Raw genomic sequence first — 24677 nt, 5'->3', positions numbered from 1 at the left:
TCCCTGTATATGAACGCTATCCTCATACTCGTACGGACGTCCACCTCGTGACCCGTGTCGCGACGGTCGGCGAGGCGCTCGCCACGCTCGACGTGGGCCGGCTCGACTCCCCGGTCGAGGTCGGTCTCGCCGGCGCCGAGCTCAACACCGCCGTCGGCCTGGCCCGGCTCGGCGTGCCCGTGTCGTGGTCGTCGCGTGTCGCCGACGACGCGTTCGGAGCTCAGGTGCGCGACGCACTGCACCGCGAGGGCATCGACGCCCAGCACGTGCTGAGCGCCCCCGCAGAGAAGACGGGCCTCATCGTCACGAGCCGTCTCGACGAGCACACCGTGCGGAGCGAGCACTACCGCTCGGGTTCGGCTGCCTCCCGCCTGTCGCCCGCCACGGTCGACCCGGCCCGCCAGACGCGGATGCTCGACGGCGCCTCCCTCCTCCACCTCACCGGCATCACCCCAGCCCTCGGCGACGGCCCCCGCGCCCTGGTCGGCGAGCTCGTCGCGCTCGCCCGCACCCGGGGCATCGCGGTGTCGTTCGACGTGAACCACCGGCCGCAGCTCGTCGACGCCGACGGGATGCGCGCCATCGTCGACGAGGTCATCGACGCGGTCGACACCCTGTTCTGCAACGAGGTCGAGGCCGAGCTGCTCACCGGGGAGAACGACCCCGGGCTCGCCCTGCGGGCGCTCGCCGCTCGGGGCCCGCGGGTCGTCGTGGTGAAGCTGGGGCGACGGGGCGCGATCGCGCTCGTCGACGGGCTGACGCTCGGCACGGGCGTCTGGCCCGTGCCGCTCCCCACCTTCCCGGTGGGTGCCGGTGACTCGTTCAACGCCGCCTGGATCGCCCTGCAGCTCGAGGGCGTCGGGCCCGCCATCGCGCTGCCGTTGTCGGCGTGGGTGGCCGCGCAGGTGGTCGCGCATCCCGGAGACCATGAGGGGTTCCCCGCACGCGTCGCCTTCGACGCGGTGCTCCGCGAGCTCGAGAGCGGCACGACCCGCGCGCCCGAGCTGGGCGGCCCCGCAGACGCCCTGGGCGACGCGACCGTTGACGGCCCGACCACCCGCGACGTCGTCGACGGCCACCCGGCCGGTGGCGACGCGACCGTCGAGACCATCACCGAGACAGAGGAGGTCGCGCGATGAGCGCATTCATCGAGGCACTGCGCGCAGCGCGCGTGGTCGCCGTGCTGCGGGCCGCCGACGAGGCGGCACTCGCCGCCCAGCTCGATCACGCGGTGGGGGGTGGGGTGCGGGCGCTCGAGATCACCACGACCGGCGCCGGTTGGGAGAAGGTGCTCGCCGCCGCGGTCTCCTCGGCACCGGCGGGCACCCTCGTGGGCGCAGGCACCGTCACGACGACGGGGCAGGTGGAGCAGGCGCTCGAGGCCGGCGCATCCTTCCTCGTCTCGCCCTACCGGGTCGACGCGGCGGTGCTTCGGGCGGCCGGAGACACCCCGTTCGTCCAGGGCGGCTTCACCCCCGCCGAGATCGCGGGGGTGGCGGCCCTTCCCGGCGCAGGCACGGGCGTCGCGAAGCTCTTCCCCGCCACCACCGGCGGCATCGCACACCTGCGCGCGGTGAAAGACGTGCTCCCCGGCGTCGCGATCATGCCCACGGGCGGCATCGCGCCGGCGACGGCTGCCGACTGGCTCGACGCCGGGGCGGTGGCCGTGGGCATCGGGGGTGCGCTGTTCCGTGAACCGGTCGAGAGCATCCGGGCTCTTCTGGGTGCCGTCGGCGCGACGGGCGACGCGACTGCGGGCGGCACGGCCATCGGCGGGACGGGCGACGGGACTGCGGGTGGCACGGCCGTCAGCGCGACGGGCGACGCGAGCGCGGGCAGCGGTTCCGGTGCCTGACCAGGGCACCGCTGCGCCGGCGCGTCCCACCCGCATCGAGTTCTCCTCCCCCGACCTCACCGCGGTCGTGGAGGCGGAGGGTGCCCGGCTCTCGTCGCTGCGCCTCGCCGGCACCGACCCGGCGACGCCCAGCCCGACGCCCGACCCCGGCGCGGGCCGCGAACTCCTCCTCGTCACCCCTTGGTCGGGCGACACCGACGGCGCGTGGACCATGCCCGTCAGCAGCCACGAGTGGCACCGCCGTTACCCCGGCGGCTGGCACGTGCTGCTCCCCCGTTCGGGCGACCCCGTCGTGATCGACGGCGTGGAGCAGCCGTTCCACGGCGAAGCCGCCTGGCGGCACTGGCGGCTCGAAGCGGTGGAAGACGGATGCGACGCCACCGTCGACCTGCGCACCGTCCCCCTGCGGCTCACCCGCCGCTTCCGCCTCGACGGCGACACGCTGAGCGTCACTCAGGAGGTGACCTCGTTCGGGCCGGTGGCTGTGGACTTCGGCTGGGTCGAGCATCCGGCTTTCGACGGCGCGCTCTTCGACGGTGCGACACTCGCCCTCGGCGAGGAGGCCCCGCGCGCCTTCGTCGAGCCTCCCGCCACGGCCTTCGCCGACCTCGACTCCCCCGTCGGCACCTGCACCGTCGAGGCGCCCGCCATCGCGCGGCGGCTCACGCTCGACTGGGACGCCGCAGTCTTCCCCCGCCTGCAGCTGTGGCAGGAGCGGCGCGGGTCGGCCGGGTTCCCGTGGTGGGGGTCGGTCGACGCGGTCGGCATCGAACCGGCGTCTCAGCCCTTCGACTTCGGCGGCGATCGGCTCGGGGCGCTCACCGTGGCGCCCGGCGAGACCCTGTCGTCGACGCTGAGCCTGACCGTTCGACGGATGCCCGCCGTCTGACGCGACCCCGCGACACGCGTAGAGCGAGGTCCGCCGATGGGCTTAGAATCGGTCAACGATGGAGAGAAAAGCGGTTTCCCTGCGCGACGTCGCGGCGGTGGCGGGCGTGTCGCTGTCGACGGCGTCGAAGGTGCTGCGCGGCCAGGGCAAGGCCTCTGAGGCGACGCGCAAGCGCATCCTGGAGGCGGCCGAGCGACTCGACTTCCAGCCCAACGCGCTCGGGCAGTTCCTCGCGCAGGGGCGGAGCGCGACCATCGGCATCCTCGCCGAGAACGCGCCGGGTGCGTTCACGATGCCCGTGCTCACCGGTGCCACCACGGCGTTCGGCGAGCGCGACCTCTCGGTGCTCGTGTACGACTCGCACCTCGACCGCACCGTGCTCTCGTCGACCGTGCGCAAGCTGAAGGCCCGCAAGGTCGACGGGCTGCTCATGATCGGCGACGGCACCGGAACCGACATGCACTCCGTCTCTGAGGGGTTCTCGGTGCCCGTCGTCTACGCGTACGGCGTCTCCGACGACCCGCACGACGCCTCGTTCATGCACGACGGGTTCCTGGCGGGCAGGCTCGCCGCCGAGCACCTCATCGGGTTAGGCCGCACCCGCCTCGCACACATCACGGCGTCGCCGAGCGACCTCTCGGCGCTCGCCCGCGCCGAGGGCCTGCGGGCGGGGCTCGCCGACGCCGGCCTGTCGCTGGTGTCGGGCCAGCCCCTGCACGGCGACTGGAGCCGGTCGTGGGGCATCGAGGCGGCCCGACGCCTCCTCGCCGGCGGCGAGAGCTTCGACGCGGTCTTCTGCGGAAACGACACCATCGCCTCCGCCGTGCAGGAGGTGCTGCGGGATGCGGGAACGCGGGTACCCGAAGACGTCGCCATCGTGGGCATGGACAACCTCAGCGGCCTCTCCGGCCAGCACGACGGCCTTCTCACTACCATCGATCCGCACCTCACCGAGCTCGGCGCCGTCGCGGCCCGCTACCTCGCCGACGCCATCGAGGGCGGGGAGTACGAGGGCGGGGTGCACACCATCCCCTGCACCCTGATCCCTGGCGAGTCGACGGGCGTGCGCCCCCGCTCAGCCGGAGCGCCGGCGGCGGCCTGAGCCCGCGCGAGGCCGTGCCGCATCCGGTGCCGACGCCTCAGCCGCCCGATGTCACCTGTGCCGGATGCGTGAGGTGCGAACCCGCCTCGCCCGGCTGCTCCATCACGGTGGCGAGCAACTCCGCCGCCGAGACGCCGAACCGCCGCGCGTCGAGATCGACAAGGACGTCGTAGGGGTAGTGGGTGTTCACCCTCGAGTCGATGAGGGTCGCCGTCGCCCAGCGGGGTGCCTCACCCCGCCGGTCGAGGAGGAGCGCGTGCGACCGATCGGCGATGTCCTGCCAGGAGAAGAACAGACTGTCGAACGTCCCGTCTGCCTCGACCGTGTCGAGCGCCTCGCGCAGCCGTTCATTGGTCGCGTAGGACGGGAGCCTGATCACGAGAGGCCGGATGCCGCGCTCGGAACACACCTCGTCGTAGGTCGCGACGATCTGCTCCGACCAGGCCAGGGGATCGCGGGGCTCGGGCGCCAGGAGCGCCGGCCGGTGTCCGCCTCTGGCATCGAGTCGATCGAGCGCAGCCCTGATCGTGGCGGGGTAGTCGATCGAGATCGACGAGATCGCAGGGTTCTCGGCGCTCGCCAGCCGGCCCGCGGAGACCAGGGGAACACCTGAGCGGAGCAGGCTCTCGAGCACCGGATCGTCGGGCAGAGCGTCGATCACGAGCAGGCCGCCGACCTGCACGGCCGAGGAGTTCGCCGGCGCGTGGGAGATGAGCGTCGTGTCGAGGCCGCGATTGGCAAGCTCCTCCATCACGCCGAAGGTGAAGGGCATGTAGAACGGCATGTTCCGCACGTCGGAGCCGATGTAGAGGCCCACCGCTTCCGCCGAACCCGTGCGCAGCTGCCGAGCCGATCTGTTGGCGCGATAGCCCGCCGATTCCGCGTAGCGCTTGACACGCTCCCGGGTCGACGCCGCGACGCGCCCGGTACCCCGCAGTGCGTCGGCGACAGTGGTGTTGCTGAGACCGAGTTCTTTCGCTATCTCAGGGATGGTGGGCGCTGCCACGGCCTCCTCCAATCGCGCTCGTCGAAGCCTATTCGAGAACGAGCGCTTGACGCCATCGAGGAAGTGGCCGCATACTCTCTTGCATGCCGTAACGTTACGGCAATCAGGAAAGGCCGGATTCCATGCGCGTCGCGCTCTTCCAAGCAACAAGTCGCTCCCGCAACGAGAATTCCCGCGCCCTCGGTCGCGCCGCCGGTGAGGCGAGGGCGCTGGGCGCGTCGGTGCTCGTCACTCCTGAGCTCTTCCTGAGCTCCTATGCACCGCGCGACGTGGCCTCGACCGACGGACGGGCCGATCGCGCCGAGCTGGCTGAGGCCGCGCGGCGGGAAGGGCTCTGGGTCGTGGGGTCGACGGTCGAACGGATCGACGACGAAGCGCGCATCACGGCATCCCTGTTCGACCCGCGCGGTCGCGAGGTCACCCGCTATCGCAAACGGAACCTCTTCGGCATCGACGAGCGCACGATGTTCCTTCCGGGTGACGAGCGGCCGGAGATCGTCGAGATCGACGGCTGGGAGGTCGCTCTCGGCATCTGCTTCGACGTCGAGTTCCCCGAGTTCGTGCGCGACGTCGCCGTGCGAGGGGCGGAGTTGCTGCTCGTACCCACCGCCGTTCCCTTGCGGCAGCCCACGTCGAGCGGGCCCAACCCGCTCGACACGCGCCAGGTCTCGCTCATGGTCGTCCCGACCCGGGCGTTCGAGAGTCAGCTCTTCATCGCCTACGCGAACCATGCCGAGCCCGCCTTCTCGGGGTCGAGCGTGCTGGCCGACCCCTACGGCCGGAAGGTCGTCACCGCCGGGCCGCACGACCAGCTCGTCGTCGGCGACGTCGAGCGCGACGTGCTGGAGGGGGCTCGAGCCGCGGTCGACTACCTCGCGATCGTCGAGCAGGCCACCCTGCGCGCCGCATCTCGATCCACCTGACAGGATGCGCGGCCGCCACCGCGTGCGCGCTCACCGTTCCGCACACCAGACCCGACCCGGGTCGCACCCCACGCCTCAGAAGAGCGCCTGCACCGACGCACCACTCCCTTCCACCCACACAGATCGGAAAAGATCATGGATATGTTCATCGGATACGCGGGGATCGGCTTGTTCCTGGTCGCCGTGACGCTCGTCATGGAGTTGACCCGCAAGCGCGACGCCGACTTCAGCGAGTACGCCACGGCCGGCCGCTCGTTCGGGCCGTTCTACGGGACCATGGCCTACCTCAACACCTTCCTTCCCGGCACCGTCTTCATCTCCTTCGCCGGGCTCGCCGCCGCGTCGGGGTTGATCGGCTTCTACCTGGTGGCGTACGCCCTCCTCGGAATGTTCTTGATGCACGCCTTGGCCCGGCACGTGCACACCTGGGGACGCAAGCACGACCTCCGCACCCAATCCGACCTGCTCGGGCTCCGCTACCGGTCGAAGCCGGTGCAGGCGGTCTCCGCCGTCATCGGCATCATCGCGACGATCCCCTGGATCATCCTCGGCATGCAATCGCTCGCCCTCGTCTTCGACGTGCTCTCCTTCGGTGCGGTCGGCCCCCTGCTCGCGGTGATCATCAGTGTCGTCGTGATCGGCGTGCGCCAGATCTGGACGGTGCGCTTCGGTATGCGCGGCATCATCATCAGCGACATGGTGCAGGGCATCGTCGCCTACTTCGGGGGCACCCTCGTCGCCATCGGCCTCATCGTCTGGCTGCTCACCAACGGCCACGGCTTCGCCGAGGTCCCCGCATCCTTCTTCACCCTCCCCGGCCCCGACAGTGAGCTCGGCCCGCTCTACGCCCTGTCGATCACGGTGACCGGCGCACTCGGCACCTGGTGCTGGCCCGACATCTTCATGCGCCTGTTCACCGCGAAGAGCGCGCGCACCGTTCAGCGCACCGCCTGGCAGGCCGCCCCGATCCTGCTGGTGTTCGGCACGGCGGTGCTCCTCGTGGCCTTCCTCGCCGGCAGCATGCCCGAGGTGGCGGCGGCACCCGACCGGGTCTGGTTCACCGTCGCCCAGGTGGGAGGGGTCGCGCTCCTCACCGTCGCGAGCATCTGCGTCGTCGCCGCGACGATGGGGAACGTCGGCGCGAACCTGCAGGCGGTCGGTACACAGACCGCGAACGACATCGTGGGCCCGCTCACCAGAACGCGCATCCAGAGTGCACGGGCCGGCAGGATCGCCGTCGCGGCGGTCACCCTGGTGTCGGCGATCGGTGCGCTGTTCACCGTCAACGTCAGCGCGGGCCTTCTCTCGCTCGCCCTCATCTCGTACCAGGGCATCGTGCAGCTCGCTCCGACCCTGCTGCTCGGGGTCTTCTGGCGACGGGGCACCGCCACCGGCGCAGTGCTCAGCATGATCACGGGATTCGTCACCGCGGCTGTTCTGCAGTATTTCTATCCCGTGTCGATCCCGTGGCTCGGCGGCCTCACCTCGGGCGTCGCCGCCCTCGTGGTGAACACCGCGGTGTACGTGATCTGTGCCTACGCCGCGAAGCCTGACGCCGACCGCGACGCGTGGACGGAGCGGCTCTGGCGCGAGAGCGCGGCCGCCCACGACGACGAGGACGAACTCGTCACGACCACGGCACACTGACCGCCGCGCCGGCCGCGGCGTGACGACCCGCGGCCGGCGCGGCGGCACGGAGCAGGAGACACCATGAAGCTCGATCTGGTCGTCGAGAATGCGACGATCCGCACCTTTGACGACGACACGCCTCGCGCGTCGTCGATCGGCATCCTGAACGGCCGCGTCGTCGGTCTCGACGACGACCTCCGGGGCGTCACGAGCCGCGACGTCATCGATGCCGGGGGGCGCGCCGTCTTCCCCGGTTTCATCGATGCGCACTGCCACACCAGCTGGTTCGGGCTGAGCATCCTCGAGCCCTCGGTCGAGCACTGCCGCTCCCTCGACGAGCTCTACGCCGCGCTCGACGAGGCCGCCGCCGATCGCGCCGGCGCTGCAGGCGACTGGCTCCTCGTCAACGGCTTCGATCACACCGTGGTGGGCGGTTACCCGGATCTGCTCGCCGTCGACCTCGTGACCGGCGACACCCCCGTCTTCCTGCGGCACAATTCGGGCCACCTCGCGTTCGTCAACAGCGCCGCCCTGCGACGGGTGGGTGCTGTCGATGCTCGCTATCCGAACCCCGTCGGGGGTGAGATCAGCCGCGACGAGCACGGCGCGCCGACCGGGAGGGTGGAGGAGACGGCCCAGGAGATCTTCCAGGAGCAGTTCCGGCCGAGGCCCCTCGAGCTGTTGCAACGGGCGGTCGAAGTGGCGACCCGGAGGTACGCAGCGCAAGGCATCACCAGCTTCACCGACGCCGGCATCGGAGGGGGGTGGATCGGCCAGAGCCCGGTCGAGCTCGCCGCCTACCAGCGCGCCGCGGCAGCGGGGTCGCTCGCCGCCCGCGCCCAGGTCATGCCCGTGCTCGACGCGCTTCACGGGCTCGCCGCCCATCCCGACGACGGCGGCGGGACCGGGCTCGATCTGGGCCTGCACAGCGGGTTCGGGTCGGAGCTCCTGTCGCTCGGGCCCGCCAAGGTCTTCCTCGACGGCTCCCTGCTCGGGCAGACGGCTGCGGTCAGCGAGCCCTACTGCTCGCATGCGGGGTCGGGATACTTCCAAGACGACCCGGAGCAGCTCCGGCACACCATGGCCCGCGCCTACGCGGCCGGCTGGTCGCTCGCGGTGCACGCCATCGGCGACAGGGCGATCGACCTCGCCCTCGACTGCCTCGAGGAGCTGCAGCAGCGCGGCCGGCCGAGAACGATGCCGAACCGGATCGAGCACGCGTCGATCGTGCGCCCCGACCAGCTGTCGCGAATCGCACGCGCCGGCCTCGCGGTCACCCCCCAGGCGAGCTTCTTCGAACACGGCGGAGACGCGATGACGAAGTCCCTCGGGCCGCGACGCACCGGATGGGCGTATCGCGTGAAGTCGTTCCTCGACAGCGGCGTGGTGGTCGGCGGCAGCTCGGACCGCCCCGTCGCCGACGGCGACCCCTTGCGCGGGATGGCGGCGTACGTCGAGCGGCTCACGGCGGGTGGACAGCTCTTCGGCGACCCCGCCGAGAGGGTCACCCCACGTGAAGCCCTCGCGCTCTACACGACCGGCAGCGCCGCGGCCTGCGGCCTCAGCGCATCCCGCGGCTCCCTCACCCCGGGCAAGCTCGCCGACCTCGTGCTCCTCGACGAGGATCCCCTCGCCACCGGCGCCTTCGACACCTCGGTCGCCCTCACCATCACCGGCGGCGAGATCACGCATCAGGCCTGACCCGTCGGGCCCTCCTGGCGCCCCTGTCGCTCGGCCACGGTCGATGGTGTGCGGCCGACGTCATTGACATCGCTCGAGAGTCCATGCATGATTCAGGTGCGGGAACGCTCCCGCAACACCCGGAGATGGTCTGAAAGGCTCAATGATGCGCATTACCACGAAGCTGTCCGCTGTCACCGTCGGAGCATCCCTGATGCTCACACTGGCGGCCTGCTCTCCCCCCGAAGGGCAGGGTGCGACGACGACGGCACCCCAAGCCACCGGCTCCCTGAACATCGCCTGCTCTCAGCAGGAAGACTTCTGTCAGGCGATCACCGCCGCCTTCTCGGCCGCCACCGGCATCGACGCCACCTACGTGCGCCTCGGCTCCGGTGAGGTGCTCGCGCGCCTCGAGACGACCCCGGGCGAGTTCGACGTGTGGTCGGGCGGTCAGGCCGAGAACCACCTCATCGCCGACGACCGCGGGTTCATCGAGCCCTACGTCTCCCCGAACGCCGCCGCGCTGGCCGCTGAGTACAACGACACCGACGGGGTGTGGTCGGGTTTCTACACCGACTCGGTGGGGTTCTGCTCGAACAAGGCTGAACTCGACAAGCTGGGCATCGACGCGCCCACGTCATGGGACGACCTCCTCGACCCCGCGCTGAAGGGCACCGTCTCGATGCCCCACCCCGCTACGGCCGGCGTCGGATACATGGCGATGTTCGCCGTCGACACGTTGAACGGCGGTGCCGAAGACGAGACGATCGACTACTTCAGGCAGCTCGACGAGAACGTGCTGCAGTACTCCAAGTCGGCAGCCTCGGGCACCGAGCTCGCCGGCCGAGGCGAGGTCGCCGTGGCCATCTCGCTCGATTCCGACTGCGTCAAGGCCAAGGAGGCGGGGTACTCCGACCTGGTCACGAGCTACCCCGAAGAGGGCACCGGGTACGAGGTCGGCGCCGTCTCCATTCTGAAGGATGCCCGCAACATCGACGGCGCGAAGGCCTACATGGACTGGATCCTCTCGACCGACGCCCAGAACCTCTACGCCGACGTCCCCTCCTACGCGGCACCGACACTCGCCGATGCGCAGCAGGGGGCGTCCGTTCCCGATCAGGATGCGGTGAACAAGGTCACGTGGGACCTCCAGAAGGCGGCCGACAGTCGCGAACCGCTTCTGGCGCGCTTCGAGAGCGACGTGGCGTCGCAGACCTCCGCCACCGAGTAGCCGGTCAACTCCACCGACCGGGGTTCGGTGGCCGTCGAGTGGCCACCGAACCCCTCCCCCCATTCTCGAACAGGACGAGGACATGAACCTACCTCTTGCGCTTCCGCCGACACAGAAAGCCCGCAGAAGCCGGCCCACCCGCGCGACGTCCCATCGCGGAACGAGCGTCTGGCTCGTCCTCGCGATCGTGCTCGTCGCCATGACCCTGCTCCTCGGACTGCCGGTGAGCAAGCTCCTCGCCGCCGGGACGTCACCGGCCGGTCTCGAGGCCATCGGGGCATCCTTCACCACCGATGTCACGACCCTCACGAACTCCCTCCTGCTCGGTGCCCTCGTCGGCATCGTCGGAACGATGATCGGCCTGGTCTCCGCCTTCGCCCAGGTGTTCCTCGTCTTCCCCGGGAAGAAGCTGTTGCACTGGCTGACCCTGTTACCGCTCATCTCGCCTCCGTTCGCTGCCGCCACAGCCGTCATCACCCTGTTCGGTCGGCGAGGCATCGTCTCGTACCACCTGTTCGGGCTGGAACTCGACATCTACGGCCTCGGCGGGCTGGTGCTCGTCGTGTCGATGACGTTCACGCCCCTGGCCTACATGAACATCCGGGGGATGCTGGAGAACCTCGACCCGTCTCTGTTCGAGGCGTCGGCCGCGCTCGGCTCCAGCGAGATCCGGACGATCTTCCGGGTGATGCTCCCGATGATCGTGCCCTCACTCCTGACGTCGTTCCTGATCCTCTTCGTCGAGGGGATCGCCGACCTCGCGAACCCTCTGGTTCTCGGCGGGTCGTTCCGTGTGCTCGCGAGCCAGATCTACTTCGCGATCGCCGGGAGCGGAGACATCGCCGCGGCAGCGGGGATCGCACTCGTGCTGCTCGTTCCCGCCCTCCTGGTGTTCGTCATCCAGAAGTACTGGGCGGGCAAGAAGTCGGTCGTCACGGTGACGGGAAAGCCGACCGGTCGCATCCGCCCCATGGAGAGTCTCGCGGTGCGGATACCCGTGCTCACGGTCGTCACGGCATGGATGGCGCTCGTCATCCTGGTCTTCGGCACCATTCTCGTGGGCGGCTTCGTCAGCATCCTCGGGGTCAACAACTCCTTCACCTTCGAGCACTACGAGTTCGTCTGGAGGCTCGGTTCCGATGCCATGCGTACGACGCTGACGATGACTCTCGTCGCGGCGCCTATCGCCGCAGCCCTCGCCGTCTGCATCGCGTGGCTGGTGGTACGGCACTTCCAGCGCTTCGGCCGGGTGCTCGACTTCGTGGGCATGCTCGGGTCGGCTATCCCGGGCACCGTTCTGGGCCTCGGCTTCGCCCTGGCCTACTCGCAACCGACCTGGTTGTTCGGGCAGCAGGTCCTCCCCGCCCTTGCCGGCGGCCTGGCCGCGGGCGCCGGTTCCGTCGCCATCGTGATGGTCTTCATCGCCCGCGGCATCCCCACCGGCCAGCAGGCCTCCATCTCGTCGCTGAAGCAGATCAACCCCCAGGTCGACGAGGCCGCCATCTCGCTGGGCGCCAACCAGTTCACGACGTTCGTCAGGATCTCCGTCCCGTTGATCAGCCCCGCCATCATCACGGCGGTCACCTATGCGATCACGAAGTCGATGACGACGATCACGGCGATCATCTTCATCACGACGCCGCAGACCAAGGTCATGACCGCCCAGATCCTCGATGAGGTCGATGCCGGGAGGTTCGGCAACGCCTTCGCCTACTGCACGGTGCTCATCGTGATGGTGCTGGTCATCCTCAGCATCACCTCGCTCCTTCTCCGCCGCCTCAACCGATCCAAAAGGACAACCAGCTCATGACCACCACCACCTCGACCGAGAAGACCGACCGGCGACCGGCGACGGGGAGGAAGTCTCAGGGCGCACTGGAGCTCATCGGTGTCGCCAAGTCGTACACCACGGGCAGATCCGATGCGCGCGCCGTCGACGACTTCACCCTCGTCCTCGAACCCGGCCAGTTCGTCACCCTGCTCGGCCCCTCCGGCTGCGGGAAGACGACGACCCTTCGCATGATCGCCGGCTTCGAGACCCCGACCAGCGGCGACATCCGGGTCGACGGGAAGTCGATCGTCAAGACGGCGCCGAACAAGCGCCCGATGTCGATGGTGTTCCAGTCCTACGCCCTGTTCCCTCATCTCTCCGTCGAAGACAACATCGCCTTCGGTCTGAAGATCAAGCGCGAGCCCCGGCAGAGTCGCACTGAACGCATCGCGACCGTGATGGACCTGATGGGCATCCAGCAGTACGCGAAGCGGTTCCCCCACGAGCTCTCCGGGGGCCAGCAGCAGCGGGTCGCCCTGGCGCGGGCGGTGGTGATGGAGCCGAGCATCCTGCTGTTCGACGAGCCCCTCTCGAATCTCGACGCCAAACTGCGGATGCGGATGCGGGAGGAGATCCGGTCGATCCAGCAGCGGCTGGGGATCACCTCCGTCTTCGTCACGCACGACCAGTCGGAGGCGCTGACGATGTCGGACGTCGTGGTGGTCATGAGAGAGGGGAGGATCGAGCAGGTGGGGACTCCCGAGGAGATCTATCACCGACCCGACTCGCTCTTCGTCGCATCCTTCCTCGGCACGGCGAACTTCCTCGACGTCGAGGTCTTCGCGGTGAACGACGGCGTGGCGGGGGCTCCGCGCACGGCAACGATCGGGATCGCCGGAACGATGATCGACGTACCGAGCGACGACCGGGCCGTACAGGGGGGACAGGGCAAGGCGCTCGTCCGCTCCGAGAATCTCCACGTCGGGCCTCCTGGGCACGGCATCCCCGGTACCGTCCTCTTCTCGGCCTTCGACGGGGCGATCACCCGCTACACCGTCGACACCGCCTACGGAAAGCTGCAGGGCCAGGCGAACGGAATCGAGCGCCAGCTCGAGGCAGGCACCGAGGTGAGCTGCCAGTTCTCGGCATCCGAGGTCTGGCTCATCACCGAATGATCGACGCCACCACACCAGCTCAGCTCGAGACCGACCCGAGGCGGAGCAGGTAGATGCAACGATTCTTCGACCGCGCCGACACCGAATGGCGAAGGCCATCGGGGTGCCTCCACTTCTACGCGCTTCCCGCTGAAGGCGAGCAGCTCCGCCGGGACTTCCGCTCGGTCTCGTCGGCCCTCTCGACGGTCCCGGGTCTGGGGCGTATGCCGGAGGAGTACCTCCACGTCACGGTGCAGCGACTCGATGCCTACGCCGACGACCTCGACGACCCCGAGTGGGTGTCGACCCTCGATTCCCTCGGGCCGGCCCTCGGGCTGCTCCCCGGGTTCGAGGTCAGGTTCGCGCCTCCGACCGTGAGGTCGCATGCAGTGGAGGCCGTCGGCGGCCTCAGCCTGCACTGGTCTGCGCTTGTCGCGACGATCCGGCAGACGCTCGCCGACGCGGGTCTGCGGCAGACTCTCACCGCGTCACCGTATGCACCGCACTACACGGTCAGCTACTGCATCGAGGAGACCGACGATGCCGTGATCCGGCATCACCTCTCCCCGGCCGCGAAGCCCACGGCCATGGGTCTGTCGTCGGTGAGCCTGGTGGCGGTCGACCAGGACAGGGAGGCCGGCGTCTTCCGCTTCGAGACGATCAGGGAGTGGGCGCTCGGACATTAGACTGCCGGGCAGACGAAGGGAGTACCGCACCGTGAACCACCGCGCTCGAGTCGGGCTCACCGACGTCGCCGACGCCGCCGGTGTCTCGAAGTCGACGGCCAGCCGAGCGCTCCGGGGCGAGTCTCGGGTCAGCGCGGAGACCATCGAGCACGTGCTCGCGACGGCGGCCCGGCTGGGGTACGTGCGCGATCGTCGGGCGGCGGAGCTCGCCAGCTCGGCACCGACGACGGTCGGGTTGCTGCTGCGCGGTGCCGAGCGGTCGTTCTACGGGGAGATCGCAGCACGGGTGCAGGCGGTCACCGACGCGCGTGGCATCGACCTGCTCATCGTCAACGGCGGTGACGATCACGCCATGCAGATGCGTGCGCTCGACAACCTGCTCGGGCATCGGGTCGCCGGCATCATGATCGCCTCGGGGCGAGCGTCGCTGGCCGCAGCTGAACACGCGGCCTCCTTCGTGCCAACCGTCCTGGTCGGTCTACCCTCCGACGACGACGCCTTCGACTCCGTCTCGATCGACGCTGCGAGCGAGATCGAGATGGCATCACAGGTGTTCCAGGCAGGGCATCGTCGGGTTGCGCTCACGGCGGGGCACTCCGCCGCCTCGATCGTGCTGCAGCGGCGCACCGATCTCTATCGCGAGGCCCTCGAGTCGCTCGGCGCGACCGTCACGATGATTCCCGGTGTCGGTATCGACGGGTTCGCCGAGGGTTTCCGCAGCGCGCTCGACGACGGTGCCACCGCGATCATGGCCGGCGACGACCCGTCTGCCGTCGCCATCCTCGAGACCCTCGACACCTGGGGCGTCCCCGCTCCGCAGAAGGTGTCGGTCACCGGATTCGACGGCGTCGGCGTCTACCGTTCGTCGCTGTTCGGTCTGGCGACCATGCGTCAGCCCGTCGAGGAGATGGCCGTCGCCGCGACCGACATCATGATGCGCCGCCTCGACGGCACCCAGACCACCCCCGCCCACGAGACGTTCCGCGGCGAGTTCATCGCCGGCACCACCCTCGCCTCTCCTCACCGCACGTGATCGGCCGGCATCTCCACACAGGGGCAGAGCTCTCGACCTCGAACTGCCCGAGCACGCTCTGAGCGTGAGCGCTCAGAGCACCAAGAAGGCGGTCGGCACCCTCGCACTTCAGGAGTTCATCGCGCGCCGCGAGCAGGTGAAACCGCGGAACGCGGGTCGACCCGTCGCAAAGTGCCGCTTCGCGGGCGGTGAGGCGGCACTTTGTGACGGGTCGGCGAAGGATGCGCGGGACGCGCGAGCGGCGCGCGGCGGGCGGGCTGGGGCGGGCGGCGCGGGGCGCGGCGGGCGGGCTGGGGCGGGCGGCGCGGCGGGCGCGGGACGCGCGCGCTACGGGGCGAGCAGGCCGCCGTCGGGGGCGCGCACGCCGGCGGCCCAGCCGTCGTGGCCGGAGAGGCCCGCGGGGAAGCGGGCGGCGGCCCGCTCGTCGAGGTCGATGCCCCAGCCCGGGGCGTCGTTGGGGGTGAGCCAGCCGTCGACGATGTCGATCATGCCGGGGAACACCTCGTGGGTGGCCTCGTTGTAGACGTGCCCCTCCTGGATGCCGAAGGCCGGGCTCGACACGTCGAGCGCCACGGCCGCGGCCACCGCGAAGGGAGACGCGTCGCCGGGCGAGTGCCAGGCCGTCTTCACGCCCTCGAACTCGGCGAGCACGGCGAGTCGGCGGCCGGCGCTCAACCCGCCGATGTCGGAGAGGTGGCAGCGGATGAAGTCGACGGCGTGGGAGCGCACCAGCCGCGCCGCCTCGGTGGCGCTCGTCGCGAGCTCGCCCACGGCGAGCGGCACGGGTGAGGCGGCACGCACCTCGGGGAGGCGGTCCCAGAACTCGGGTGCGAGCACGTCTTCGAGGAAGAACGGCCTGAACTCTTCGAGCGAACGGGCGAGCATGACGGCGGTCTTCGGAGTGAGCCTCGAGTGCGCGTCGTGCAGCAGCTCGACCTCCTCGCCGAGCAGCTCGCGCATGCGCGCGAACAGCGCGGGGGTGCGGCGCAGGTACTCGTCGACGCTCCAGCCCGTCGGCGTCTTGGCCCAGGTGTACTCGTCGCCAGAAGGCGGCGCGCCGTAGTGGCCGATGCCCGGCTGGCCGGTGTGGATGCGCACGTGCCGCAGCCCCGCATCCATCAGTTCCCGAGCGTGCTCTGCGGTCTGCTCGGGCGTGGCCCCCTCGGCGTGCAGGTAGGTGTCGGCGGCGGCGCGCACGCGCCCGCCGAGCAGTTCGTAGACGGGGGCGCCGGCGCGCTTGCCCGCGATGTCCCAGAGAGCCATGTCGATGCCCGACAGCACGTTGTTGCCGACGGGCCCTTCGCGCCAGTACCCGGTGAAGCGGATGACGCGCAGCAGGTCTTCGATGTCACCCGGGTAGCGGCCCACCACCAGCCTGCGCACGTGCTCGAGGTACCCGACGACCGCCTTCCAGCGCTGCGTGAAGGTGGCGCAGCCGAGCCCGTAGAGCCCGTCGTCGCTGGTGTCGATGCGGATGACGACGAGTGGGATGCCCTCGGGCGCGGTGACGATGGCCCTGACGTCGGTGATGCGCACGTCGTCGCGCGGCACCCAGGGCTGGGCGAAGGTGGCGGGCGTCACGTCGAGGTCGGACATGGTGCGTGATCTCCTAGCGGGTCAGACGTCTAGCTGGTGGGAAGCGCGGCGGGTGACGGCGTGGCCGACCCGTCGTGGATCGACTCCGCCGCCTCGAACCCGAGCAGCGCGCGCGCCCGGCTCGTGTCGACCAGGCTCTGCCTGCCGACGAGCGGTCGGGTCACCGGCACCTGCGGCGCCCACCGCCGCAGCAGCTCGTCGGTCGGGGTGTCGAGCAGGGTGTCGCGGGCGCTGAGGGCGATCACCTGCGCACCCCGGGCATCCGACTCCAATGCACACTGCACGGCACGCGCGGCGTCGGCCATGGTGAGGTACGACCACCCCTCCCGCACCATGCGCCCCGGGTCGCCGGAGATCTCGGCGCGCACCTCGTCGAGCACGTGCGGCCACTTCACGAGGGGGAAGCGCAGCGCGATCACGTCGACACCCCACCTCCGGTGGGCGAGTGCAGCGGTGCGCTCGTCGACGAGCTTCGACAGCGAGTAGGCGTCGGCGATGTCGGGAACCGTCGACTCGTCGAGCGGGAAGCTCGGCGGCAGCACGTTGTGCGGGTTGTTCGGGTAGCCGATGGCGTTGATGCTGCTCGCGATGACGGCGCGCCCCATGCCGCGCTCCCCCGCCTGGCTCAGCACGTTGAAGGTCGAGTCGGTGTTCACCCGGAACACGTCGTAGGGCGTGCCGAGGCTGGGGTGGGGGATGGCGGCGAAGTGGGCGAGCGCATCCGCCCCGTCGAGCGCTCGGGCGACGTCGTCGACCGAGGTGGCGTCGCCCTCGAGCACCCGGTCGGCCGGATGCGCGCCGGAGTATGACAGCGACAGCGCCGTGACCTGGTAGCCCTGGGCGAGCAGCCGCTCGGAGACCGCGCGGCCGATGATGCCGTCGGCGCCCGTGACGAGTACGCGGGTCATCCTTTGATTCCTCCCGACATGCTGGCGCCGCGGAGGAACTGGCGCTGGAAGATGAGGAAGAGCACGACGGGCACGATGAGCGACAGGAACAGTGCCGCCATCTGCACGCTCAGCTCGGTCTGCTCGGCGAGCCTCGGCAGCGCCACCGACACCGGCTGGTTCTCGGGGTTCGGCAGCACCAGCAGCGGCCACAGGTAGTCCTTCCAGGAGGCGACCACCGTGAGCAGCCCGACGACGCCGAGGATGGGGCGGGCCAGCGGTAGCACGATGCTCCACAGGATGCGCAGGGCGCCGGCCCCGTCGATGCGCGCCGCCTCGTACAGCTCGGCCGGGATCGACTCGAGGAAGCGGGAGATGATGAGCACGTTGAACGCGGTCGCCGCCGCCGGCAGCCAGACCGCCCACCAGGTGTTGACGAGCGAGATCCCCACCACGGGCAGGTCGCGCACCGTGAGGTAGAGCGGCACCAGCGAGACGATGCCGGGGATGAACAGCGTCGCGAGGATGGCCCCGGAGAACAGCCCGCCCCAGCGCGGCTTCAGCACCGTGATGACGAAGGCAGCCGTCGTGGAGATGAACAGCGTCGCCACCATCGAACCGAGCGCGAGGATCGCCGTGTTGAGCAGGTAGTGGCCGATGCGGCCGCGCTCCCACGCGATGCCGAGGTTCTCCCACTGCACGGTGCCGCTGCTGAAGAAGGAGAACGGGCCCTGGATGAGGTCTTGGGTGGGCGAGACGGCGGCGAGCGCGAGCCACACCAGCGGACCGAGGCCTGCGATGAGCAGCAGCACGAACACGACGACCTGGCCGATGGCGAGGGTCGCCCGCACCACCGGGCGCGAGCGGTCGGCGTCGGAGATGTTGGTGCGGGTCTCGGGGTCGGCGTTCTCGGCACGGCGGCGAGCCCGGCCGCCGAGAGGGCGGATGCGGGGGGCTGCGGCGGTCATGAGCGGCTCCAGCGGCGGGTGAGGAGGAGGTAGGCGACGGAGAAGATGCTGAGCACGACGGCGAGCAGCACGCTGAGCGCGGTGGCCGCCCCGTAGTCGACCCTGATGAAGGCGTAGTCGTAGACCGACATGAGCAGCGTCTTGGTGGCGTTCTGCGGCCCACCGCCGGTGAACAGGAACGGCTCGGTGAAGATCTGCATGGTGCCGATCACCTGCAGCAGCAGCATCGTGCCGATGATGCCGCGCATCTGCGGGAGGGTGATGTGCCAGACGCGCTTCCAGATGCCGGCGCCGTCGAGTTCGGCCGCCTCGTAGAGCTCGCTCGGAACACTGGTGAGGGCGGCGATGTAGATGATGACCGCCGAGCCGGCACCGGCCCAGGTGGTCTCGAGCACGATGGAGGGCATCGCCATGGCGGTGGAGTTGAGCCAGGGCAGCGGGCCGATTCCGACGAGACCGAGAATCGAGTTGAAGACGCCGTCGGAGCTCGGCTCGTAGAAGAACTTCCAGAGCAGGATGGCGACGACCGGCGGCACCACGACGGGGAGGTAGGCGAGCCCGCTGAAGTACCAGCTCTTCTTGCGCAGCTCCGAGATGAACACGGCGAGCGCGAGCGGCACCGGGAAGCCGAAGAGCACGGCGAGCACCGTGTAGTAGACGGTGTTGAGGGCGGCTTGCGGGAGACCGGGGTCGCTCAGCACGTAGGTGAAGTTGTCCCACCCCACCCACTCCGCGGTGCCGCCCGGGATCGGGTTCTGCCAGCTCATGATGAGCGAGCTGACGATCGGGCCCCAGGAGAAGTAGAGGTAGACGAGGATCGCCGGAAGGGCGATGCCGAGTGCCACGAACCCGGGGCGGGCACGGCGCCAGCGCCGGGTGAGGGCGGGCACATCACCCGCCCGGGGAACGGCGGTGCGACGCAGACGAAGCTGTTCGCTCATCGGGAGACTCCTGTCGTGGTGGTGGAGAGGAGAGGGGAGGCGGGCCCCACCACGAAGCCCGCCTCCCCGGTGCGTCAGCGACCGAGTCGCGACTGCACGTCCGACTGGGCCTTGCTGAGCAGGCCCGGGATGTCGGCGTTCTGGTCGGTCAGCACGGTCTGCACCACGGTGTCGAGTGCACCGTAGACCTCCTGAGCGTTGTTCACCGGCTCCGCCACGACCGGGATCTCGGAGGAGGCTGCCTGATAGGGCGCGAAGTTGGCGGTGGGGACGTTGACGTAGTCGGCGATCCACTGGAAGTAGGTGTCGTACTCGTCGGAGTTCACGACCGGCAGACCGGGGAGACCCGTGACGGAACCGGCCTCGTTCGACGCCTTGGCGGCGGCGACGGCGGTCTCCTCGTCGAGGTAGGGCTGCAGGTAGAAGAACTTGACCCACTTGACAGCGGCCTCCTTCTCCTCCTCGGTCGCCGACGGGTTGACGATCTGCACCGTGCCGCCGCTGAGGGTGCCGTTGACACCGTCGTTCTGCGGCATGCCGCCGATGCCGAAGTTCTCGGCGGGCAGCTTCAGGTTCTGCACCACGGTGTAGTAGTAGTCGGATGCGCCGATGACCATGCCGATCTTGCCGGCGGCGAAGTCCTGGCCCTGCGACTGCACGTCGTAGAGCGCGTTCTCCGGGAGCGTTCCGTCTTCCCAGCGCATGGCCTGGATGTTCTCGAGCGCCTCGGTCGACGGGGTGTCGTCGAAGGTCGCCTCACTGCCGTCGGCGTTCTCGACGGTTCCGCCGTAGGAGTAGGTGATGCCGGTGAACTGCCAGCCGCCGGTGTTGTTGGTGCTGAGCACCGAGAAGCCGGCAGCGCCGGTGGCCGCCTTGATGGCCTTGGCCGCCTCGCGCACCTCCTCCCACGTCGTGGGTGGGTTGTCGGGGTCGAGGCCCGCCTTCGTGAACAGGTCGCGGTTGTAGACGAGGCCGAAGGAGTAGGCGTTCGTGGGGATGGCGAAGGCCTGGCCGTCGCCGTTCTCGGCGAGCTTCAGGATGGTCGGGTTGAGCGAGTCGTAGAGACCCTCCGACTTCAGGGCGTCGGTGAGGTCGGCCGCCTGACCGCGGGCAATGAGGCCCTGCGGCTCGGTGAGCGGCACGCTCATGACGTCGGGGAGGCTCCCGCCGGCGGCGAGCGCCTGGAAGGTGGTGGCGTCGTAACCGGTCTCGACGGGGTCGAGGTCGATGTCGGGGTTGGCCTCCTCGAACGCGGCGACGCGATCGTCGAAGTACTGCCGGTCTTCGGGGCGGTCGGAGCTCGGCCGGTCGCCGATCTGGATCACGACCTTGCCGTCGGACTCGGCGGACGTGCCGCTCGAGCACCCGACGAGGGTGGCCGCGGCGAGACCGCCGAGGGCGAGGAGAGCCGCTGCTGAGCGGATGCGTTTCGTCATTGAAACTCCTTGGGGAGGATCTGAGGATGAGGACGGGGGTGCTGGGAAGAAAATCGCTTTCCCTGATCGATGTCTACCACCCAAAGGGCCGCTCGTCAAAACCAAATTTGGAAAGATCCGCCGAATGATGCGGAATTGTGGCCAAAGCCGGTTTCTCAAGAACCGTTTGACACCAACGCCGCGATGTCCCGACAATGTCCCACAAGGAAAACGCTTTTCCTGCATCAATAACTCGACGAGGAGACAACAGGTGTCAGGTCATCCCCCGCCCTTCCCCCGCCGCAGCGCCCGGCGCGCCCTGGCGGTGATCGCCACGGCCGCCCTCGCAGGGGTCGCCCTGCTCGCGCCCGCGACAGCCGCATCCGCAGCCACGACCGACCTCGGCGTCGAGTCGGCCGACGGCTGGTCGGGGGTGAGCTTCGACGGCACCACGGGCAGCGGCGTGCCCGCTGCCGTCTCGGCCGACTCGCACTCGGGTGCCGCGGCGCTCGCGATCGATCTCGACACCGCCGCGGTGTCGGACGCCGGATGGGAGATGGCCTACCGCCCGCTCGCAGGCGTGGAGGTCGACTCGCTCAGCTTCTGGGTGAAGACGGTCAACGTCTCGAGCCTCGGCGTCCAGCTGGTCGACAGCACCGGCCAGACGCACCAGACCTTCCTTCCCGTTCCCGCCTCCGACGGCTGGCAGGAGATCACCCTCGCCTCACCGGCCGGCGAGGAGCAGCACGGCTCGTGGGGCGGCGCTGCCGACGGCGTCTGGCACGGCCCGGCCCAGCAGCTCGGCTTCGTGCTGAACGCCTTCGCGCGCACCGATACCTCGGTGCCCACGGCGAGCCTGCTCATCGACGACATCGTGGCTCACGCGGCCGACCAGGCATCGTCGTTCGCCCTGGGGCAGAGCACGGTCGGCAACATCTTCACCCCGGGCGAGCCGACAGCGTTCCCGTTCACCACGACCGCCGACCGACTCGACTGGCGGGTGACCGACACCTCGGGCGCCGTCATCTCGTCGGGCGAGCATCAGGTGGAAGGCGGAGCCGGATCGCTCGGCATCGACGGACTCGACCTCGGCTGGTATGAGCTCACCGTCGACGCCTGGGAGGGCGACACGGTGATCGGCCACCAGGAGACCACCTTCGCCCGGCTCGCAGAGCCGCTGTCCAGCGACGAATCTGCCGAAGGCCGCTTTGCCGCAGCGACGCACTACGGCCAGAGCTGGAGCCCCGACAGCATGCAGCTGCTCGCGGAGGGCGGCTTCGCCCAGCTGCGCGACGAGGTCTACTGGAGCGAGGTCGAGACCGAGCCGGGCGTCTACGACTGGGCCCGGCCGCGCGCCGAGTTCCTCGACCAGGCCGACGAGCTGGGTGTCGCCCCGCTGCTGCTGGCCGGCTACGGCAACCCGCTCTACGACTCGGGCAACGGCCCGGTGAGCGATGAGGCGGTCGCGGCGTACTCCTCGTACGCTGCCGCGATGGCGAGCGAGTTCCAGGACAGCGCCTCGGGCATCGAGCTGTGGAACGAGTGGGACCTCGGCCTCGGCGGCAACACCAACGTCTCGGCAGCCGACTACGTGAACCTGCTGAAGTCGGCATCTCCCGCCGTGAAGGCAGCTGCTCCCGGCTTGCCCGTGATCGGCCCTGCGGTCGCCGACCTCAACACCTCGTGGCTCGAAGACACCTTCGCCCTCGGCGCGCTCGACTACGTCGACGGCATCGTGCTGCACCCGTACAGCTACCCGGCAGGTGCCGAAGCGCTGGCCGACCGGCTCGAGCAGGTCGACGCGCTGGTGCGCGAGTACAACGACGGCCAGTCGAAGCCGATGTGGATCACCGAGCACGGCTGGCCGACCGGCACGAACGCGCGCGCGGTGAGCGAGGCCTCGCAGGCGGCGAACGTGGCGAAGTCGGCACTCATCGCCACCATGGACGGCGTCGAGCGGTACTACTACTATGACTTCGTCAATGACGGCACCGACCCGGCCGAGACCGAGAACAACTTCGGTCTGCTGCACCACCCCGACGACGCGCTCGGCGCCTTCACCCCGAAGCCCGGCTACGTGGCCTACTCGACGGCCGCTCACCAGCTGGCCGGTGCGAGCTTCACCGACCGCGATGAGAGCATCGCCGATGTCTGGAACCTCGGCTTCACCACGCCGGGCGGCCCGCTGCGCGCGCTGTGGTCGCTGAGCCCCCAGGTGGTGAGCGTCGAGGCGACCGGCACCGTGACCATCACGGATGCGTACGGTGCGGCCCACACGGTGGATGCCGGTGACGGCGCCGAGCTCACGCTCGATCTCGGCGAGGCCCCGGTCTACCTGAGCGGCGACGTCTCCGCCCCGGTGAGCTCGGCCACCTCGCTCACGCTCGACGCGGCCTTCGTCGGGGCGCCGGTCTCGGCGCACTGGACGATGGACAACACTGCGGGTGCGACGGAGACGGCGTTCACCCTGACGTTCACCGACGGCACGGAGGTCTCGCAGACCGCCGGCGCCGGGGAGCAGGCGACGCTCGACTTCGAGCTGCCCGCCCCGACCGCCACCGGCAGCTACAGTGTGTCGGCTGAGCTCACCGGAGCGGGAACGTATCTCGGCACGCTCAGCGCCTCGACCACGGTCTCGGAGGCACTCCAGCTCTCGGGCGGTCACGCCATCGACGACGACGGCGCCTCGGTGCTGCGGCTGCGGGTGAGCAACGCCTCCCCCGACGCCACCACGGTGTCGGAGTTGTCGTACACGCTCGGGGACGCCTCGGGAGTGCTGGTGACGGACGGAGCGTTGGCCGGCTCCTCGGAGCTCGTCGCCGACGTGCCCCTCGCCGAGCTCGCCGACACCACCGCGTGGACCGCCCGGGCGTCGGTCGACGGTGGCGAGCTCACCGCATCCGGCAGCGTGCGTCCGCTCGACGTGGGCGCCGCAGCCGAGGTCGCGCACCGCACCATCGCGGTCGACGGGGTGCTCGACGACCTCGAGGGCGTTCCGTCGATCGACCTCGCGGCTGTCGGCGACGACCAGACCGTGGGTTCGACCGGCCCCGCCGACTTGTCGGGCACGGTCTGGTACACCTGGGACGACGACAACCTGTACCTGAGCGCCGACATCGCCGACGACGTGCACGACCAGCCCTCCTCGGGCAGCACGATCTGGCAGGGCGACTCGATCCAGTTCACCGTCGCCGACGGCGCACCCGGCGAGGCGACCGCCTGGAACGAGTTCGGTGTCGCGCTCACCGCCGACGGCCCGCAACTCTACCGCTGGCTCTCCGTCGGCGAAGGAGCGGGAACCGTGACCGGCGCCCAGGTGCAGATCACCCGCGACGACGCCGCCGGCCGTACCGTGTACGAGGTGGCCGTGCCGTGGCAGCGACTCGGCGGTGCGCGTGCCGACTCGGCACTGTTCAGCGGATCGCTGCTCGTGAACGAGGCCGACGGCTCAGGTCGCGCCGGCTACATCGCCTGGGGAGGCGGCATTGCCGCCGAGAAGGACTCGGCACAGTTCAACGCGCTGCACCTGCTCGCGGCGCAGGAGCCGGAGCCGACGCCCGAGCCGTCCCCGACGCCCGAGCCCACGGGCACGCCCACGCCGACCGACACCCCGGCTCCCGGCACTCCCGGCGCTACCCCGGCCCCCGGAACGCCGGGCGGCCCGGGCAACGGCAACGGCGGCGACGACGGCGGGTCGGGCGACGGGAGCGGCGGTTCCGCAGGCGCCTCGGCGCTCGGCGAGACCGGCAACGCGGCGGCGGGAGTGCTCGCCGTGGTCGCCTTCCTGCTCCTCGGAGCCGGCGCCTTCGCTCTCGTGCGACGCCGTCGGGCGGAGAGCTGAACACCCCCGACGGGCACGGCCCGGCCTCGGCGCGCATCGCGTCGCTGAGGCTGGGCCGCCGACGCGGCCG

General features: G+C 70.0%; 19 protein-coding genes. 13 read left to right on the top strand and 6 right to left on the bottom strand.

Features of this window, described 5'->3' with window-relative positions; translation table 11 throughout:
- Positions 1 to 47 precede the first annotated feature (47 nt).
- Genes ABFY20_RS02140 through ABFY20_RS02125 form a run of 4 tightly spaced genes read left to right on the top strand, consistent with a single transcriptional unit; the run spans position 48 to position 3846 of the window.
- Positions 48 to 1139 (top strand): sugar kinase, encoded by a 1092-nt coding sequence (locus ABFY20_RS02140; RefSeq protein WP_368498308.1) that lies wholly within the window; start codon positions 48 to 50, stop codon positions 1137 to 1139.
- Complete coding sequence (locus ABFY20_RS02135; protein WP_368498307.1) at positions 1136 to 1855, top strand: bifunctional 4-hydroxy-2-oxoglutarate aldolase/2-dehydro-3-deoxy-phosphogluconate aldolase; 720 nt, start codon at positions 1136 to 1138, stop codon at positions 1853 to 1855. The genes ABFY20_RS02140 and ABFY20_RS02135 overlap by 4 nt, the downstream gene beginning before the upstream one ends.
- Positions 1848 to 2744: a hypothetical protein gene (locus ABFY20_RS02130; protein WP_368498306.1), complete on the top strand. Its 897-nt coding sequence runs from the start codon at positions 1848 to 1850 to the stop codon at positions 2742 to 2744. The genes ABFY20_RS02135 and ABFY20_RS02130 overlap by 8 nt, the downstream gene beginning before the upstream one ends.
- 58 nt (positions 2745 to 2802) lie before the next feature.
- A complete protein-coding gene (locus ABFY20_RS02125) occupies positions 2803 to 3846 on the top strand; it encodes a LacI family DNA-binding transcriptional regulator (RefSeq protein ID WP_368498305.1) in 1044 nt (347 codons plus the stop codon).
- Between the two features lie 37 nt (positions 3847 to 3883).
- On the opposite strand, the gene ABFY20_RS02120 is transcribed toward ABFY20_RS02125, so the two are convergent.
- Positions 3884 to 4852, bottom strand: a complete 969-nt coding sequence (locus tag ABFY20_RS02120; RefSeq protein ID WP_368498304.1) for a LacI family DNA-binding transcriptional regulator — start codon at positions 4850 to 4852, stop codon at positions 3884 to 3886.
- Between the two features lie 122 nt (positions 4853 to 4974).
- Here ABFY20_RS02120 and ABFY20_RS02115 point away from each other — a divergent pair, with 122 nt between their 5' ends.
- From ABFY20_RS02115 to ABFY20_RS02080, 8 genes are all read left to right on the top strand, one after another.
- Positions 4975 to 5775: a nitrilase-related carbon-nitrogen hydrolase gene (locus tag ABFY20_RS02115; protein ID WP_368498303.1), complete on the top strand. Its 801-nt coding sequence runs from the start codon at positions 4975 to 4977 to the stop codon at positions 5773 to 5775.
- Between the two features lie 135 nt (positions 5776 to 5910).
- Positions 5911 to 7422 (top strand): sodium:solute symporter, encoded by a 1512-nt coding sequence (locus ABFY20_RS02110; protein WP_368498302.1) that lies wholly within the window; start codon positions 5911 to 5913, stop codon positions 7420 to 7422.
- 63 nt (positions 7423 to 7485) lie between these two features.
- Positions 7486 to 9105 carry an amidohydrolase gene (locus ABFY20_RS02105; protein ID WP_368498301.1) on the top strand — a complete coding sequence of 540 codons (1620 nt, stop codon included), beginning with the start codon at positions 7486 to 7488 and terminating at the stop codon, positions 9103 to 9105.
- Positions 9106 to 9250: 145 nt separating this feature from the next.
- Positions 9251 to 10315, top strand: a complete 1065-nt coding sequence (locus tag ABFY20_RS02100) for an ABC transporter substrate-binding protein (protein ID WP_368498300.1) — start codon at positions 9251 to 9253, stop codon at positions 10313 to 10315.
- An 82-nt stretch (positions 10316 to 10397) separates the two neighbouring features.
- Positions 10398 to 12125 (top strand): ABC transporter permease, encoded by a 1728-nt coding sequence (locus tag ABFY20_RS02095; protein ID WP_368498299.1) that lies wholly within the window; start codon positions 10398 to 10400, stop codon positions 12123 to 12125.
- The gene (locus ABFY20_RS02090) at positions 12122 to 13261 is read left to right on the top strand and encodes an ABC transporter ATP-binding protein (RefSeq protein ID WP_368498298.1); all 1140 of its coding nucleotides are present in this window, start codon (positions 12122 to 12124) and stop codon (positions 13259 to 13261) included. Before ABFY20_RS02095 ends, ABFY20_RS02090 begins: the two co-directional genes overlap by 4 nt.
- 53 nt (positions 13262 to 13314) lie before the next feature.
- On the top strand, positions 13315 to 13926 hold the full coding sequence (locus ABFY20_RS02085; RefSeq protein ID WP_368498297.1) for a hypothetical protein: 612 nt from the start codon (positions 13315 to 13317) through the stop codon (positions 13924 to 13926).
- 31 nt (positions 13927 to 13957) lie between these two features.
- Positions 13958 to 14959 carry a LacI family DNA-binding transcriptional regulator gene (locus ABFY20_RS02080; protein ID WP_368498296.1) on the top strand — a complete coding sequence of 334 codons (1002 nt, stop codon included), beginning with the start codon at positions 13958 to 13960 and terminating at the stop codon, positions 14957 to 14959.
- Positions 14960 to 15286: 327 nt separating this feature from the next.
- Here ABFY20_RS02080 and ABFY20_RS02075 read toward each other — a convergent pair whose 3' ends face one another.
- From ABFY20_RS02075 to ABFY20_RS02055, 5 genes are all read right to left on the bottom strand, one after another.
- Complete coding sequence (locus tag ABFY20_RS02075) at positions 15287 to 16555, bottom strand: enolase C-terminal domain-like protein (RefSeq protein WP_368498295.1); 1269 nt, start codon at positions 16553 to 16555, stop codon at positions 15287 to 15289.
- A gap of 29 nt (positions 16556 to 16584) precedes the next feature.
- Positions 16585 to 17463, bottom strand: a complete 879-nt coding sequence (locus ABFY20_RS02070) for an NAD-dependent epimerase/dehydratase family protein (RefSeq protein WP_368498293.1) — start codon at positions 17461 to 17463, stop codon at positions 16585 to 16587.
- Positions 17460 to 18410 (bottom strand): carbohydrate ABC transporter permease, encoded by a 951-nt coding sequence (locus tag ABFY20_RS02065; protein WP_368498292.1) that lies wholly within the window; start codon positions 18408 to 18410, stop codon positions 17460 to 17462. The genes ABFY20_RS02070 and ABFY20_RS02065 overlap by 4 nt, the downstream gene beginning before the upstream one ends.
- Positions 18407 to 19351 (bottom strand): carbohydrate ABC transporter permease, encoded by a 945-nt coding sequence (locus tag ABFY20_RS02060; RefSeq protein ID WP_368498291.1) that lies wholly within the window; start codon positions 19349 to 19351, stop codon positions 18407 to 18409. Before ABFY20_RS02060 ends, ABFY20_RS02065 begins: the two co-directional genes overlap by 4 nt.
- 74 nt (positions 19352 to 19425) lie before the next feature.
- Complete coding sequence (locus ABFY20_RS02055) at positions 19426 to 20787, bottom strand: extracellular solute-binding protein (protein ID WP_368498290.1); 1362 nt, start codon at positions 20785 to 20787, stop codon at positions 19426 to 19428.
- 250 nt (positions 20788 to 21037) lie between these two features.
- Here ABFY20_RS02055 and ABFY20_RS02050 point away from each other — a divergent pair, with 250 nt between their 5' ends.
- On the top strand, positions 21038 to 24607 hold the full coding sequence (locus tag ABFY20_RS02050; RefSeq protein ID WP_368498289.1) for a sugar-binding protein: 3570 nt from the start codon (positions 21038 to 21040) through the stop codon (positions 24605 to 24607).
- Positions 24608 to 24677 lie beyond the last annotated feature (70 nt).

Source organism: Herbiconiux sp. A18JL235, from assembly GCF_040939305.1.
In the GTDB taxonomy this organism is placed as follows: domain Bacteria; phylum Actinomycetota; class Actinomycetes; order Actinomycetales; family Microbacteriaceae; genus Herbiconiux.
Note: the sequence above shows the minus strand (reverse complement) of the source record. Positions and strands in the feature narration are given on the sequence as shown.

Bases quoted from the DNA above. Each gene is read 5' to 3' on its own strand.
- ABFY20_RS02135 (WP_368498307.1), top strand. From the start codon at position 1,136: ATGAGCGCATTCATCGAGGCACTGCGCGCAGCGCGCGTGGTCGCCGTG.
- ABFY20_RS02125 (WP_368498305.1), top strand. From the start codon at position 2,803: ATGGAGAGAAAAGCGGTTTCCCTGCGCGACGTCGCGGCGGTGGCGGGC.
- ABFY20_RS02115 (WP_368498303.1), top strand. From the start codon at position 4,975: ATGCGCGTCGCGCTCTTCCAAGCAACAAGTCGCTCCCGCAACGAGAAT.
- ABFY20_RS02110 (WP_368498302.1), top strand. From the start codon at position 5,911: ATGGATATGTTCATCGGATACGCGGGGATCGGCTTGTTCCTGGTCGCC.
- ABFY20_RS02105 (WP_368498301.1), top strand. From the start codon at position 7,486: ATGAAGCTCGATCTGGTCGTCGAGAATGCGACGATCCGCACCTTTGAC.
- ABFY20_RS02100 (WP_368498300.1), top strand. From the start codon at position 9,251: ATGCGCATTACCACGAAGCTGTCCGCTGTCACCGTCGGAGCATCCCTG.
- ABFY20_RS02095 (WP_368498299.1), top strand. From the start codon at position 10,398: ATGAACCTACCTCTTGCGCTTCCGCCGACACAGAAAGCCCGCAGAAGC.
- ABFY20_RS02090 (WP_368498298.1), top strand. From the start codon at position 12,122: ATGACCACCACCACCTCGACCGAGAAGACCGACCGGCGACCGGCGACG.
- ABFY20_RS02085 (WP_368498297.1), top strand. From the start codon at position 13,315: ATGCAACGATTCTTCGACCGCGCCGACACCGAATGGCGAAGGCCATCG.
- ABFY20_RS02075 (WP_368498295.1), bottom strand. From the start codon at position 16,555: ATGTCCGACCTCGACGTGACGCCCGCCACCTTCGCCCAGCCCTGGGTG.
- ABFY20_RS02070 (WP_368498293.1), bottom strand. From the start codon at position 17,463: ATGACCCGCGTACTCGTCACGGGCGCCGACGGCATCATCGGCCGCGCG.
- ABFY20_RS02065 (WP_368498292.1), bottom strand. From the start codon at position 18,410: ATGACCGCCGCAGCCCCCCGCATCCGCCCTCTCGGCGGCCGGGCTCGC.
- ABFY20_RS02060 (WP_368498291.1), bottom strand. From the start codon at position 19,351: ATGAGCGAACAGCTTCGTCTGCGTCGCACCGCCGTTCCCCGGGCGGGT.
- ABFY20_RS02055 (WP_368498290.1), bottom strand. From the start codon at position 20,787: ATGACGAAACGCATCCGCTCAGCAGCGGCTCTCCTCGCCCTCGGCGGT.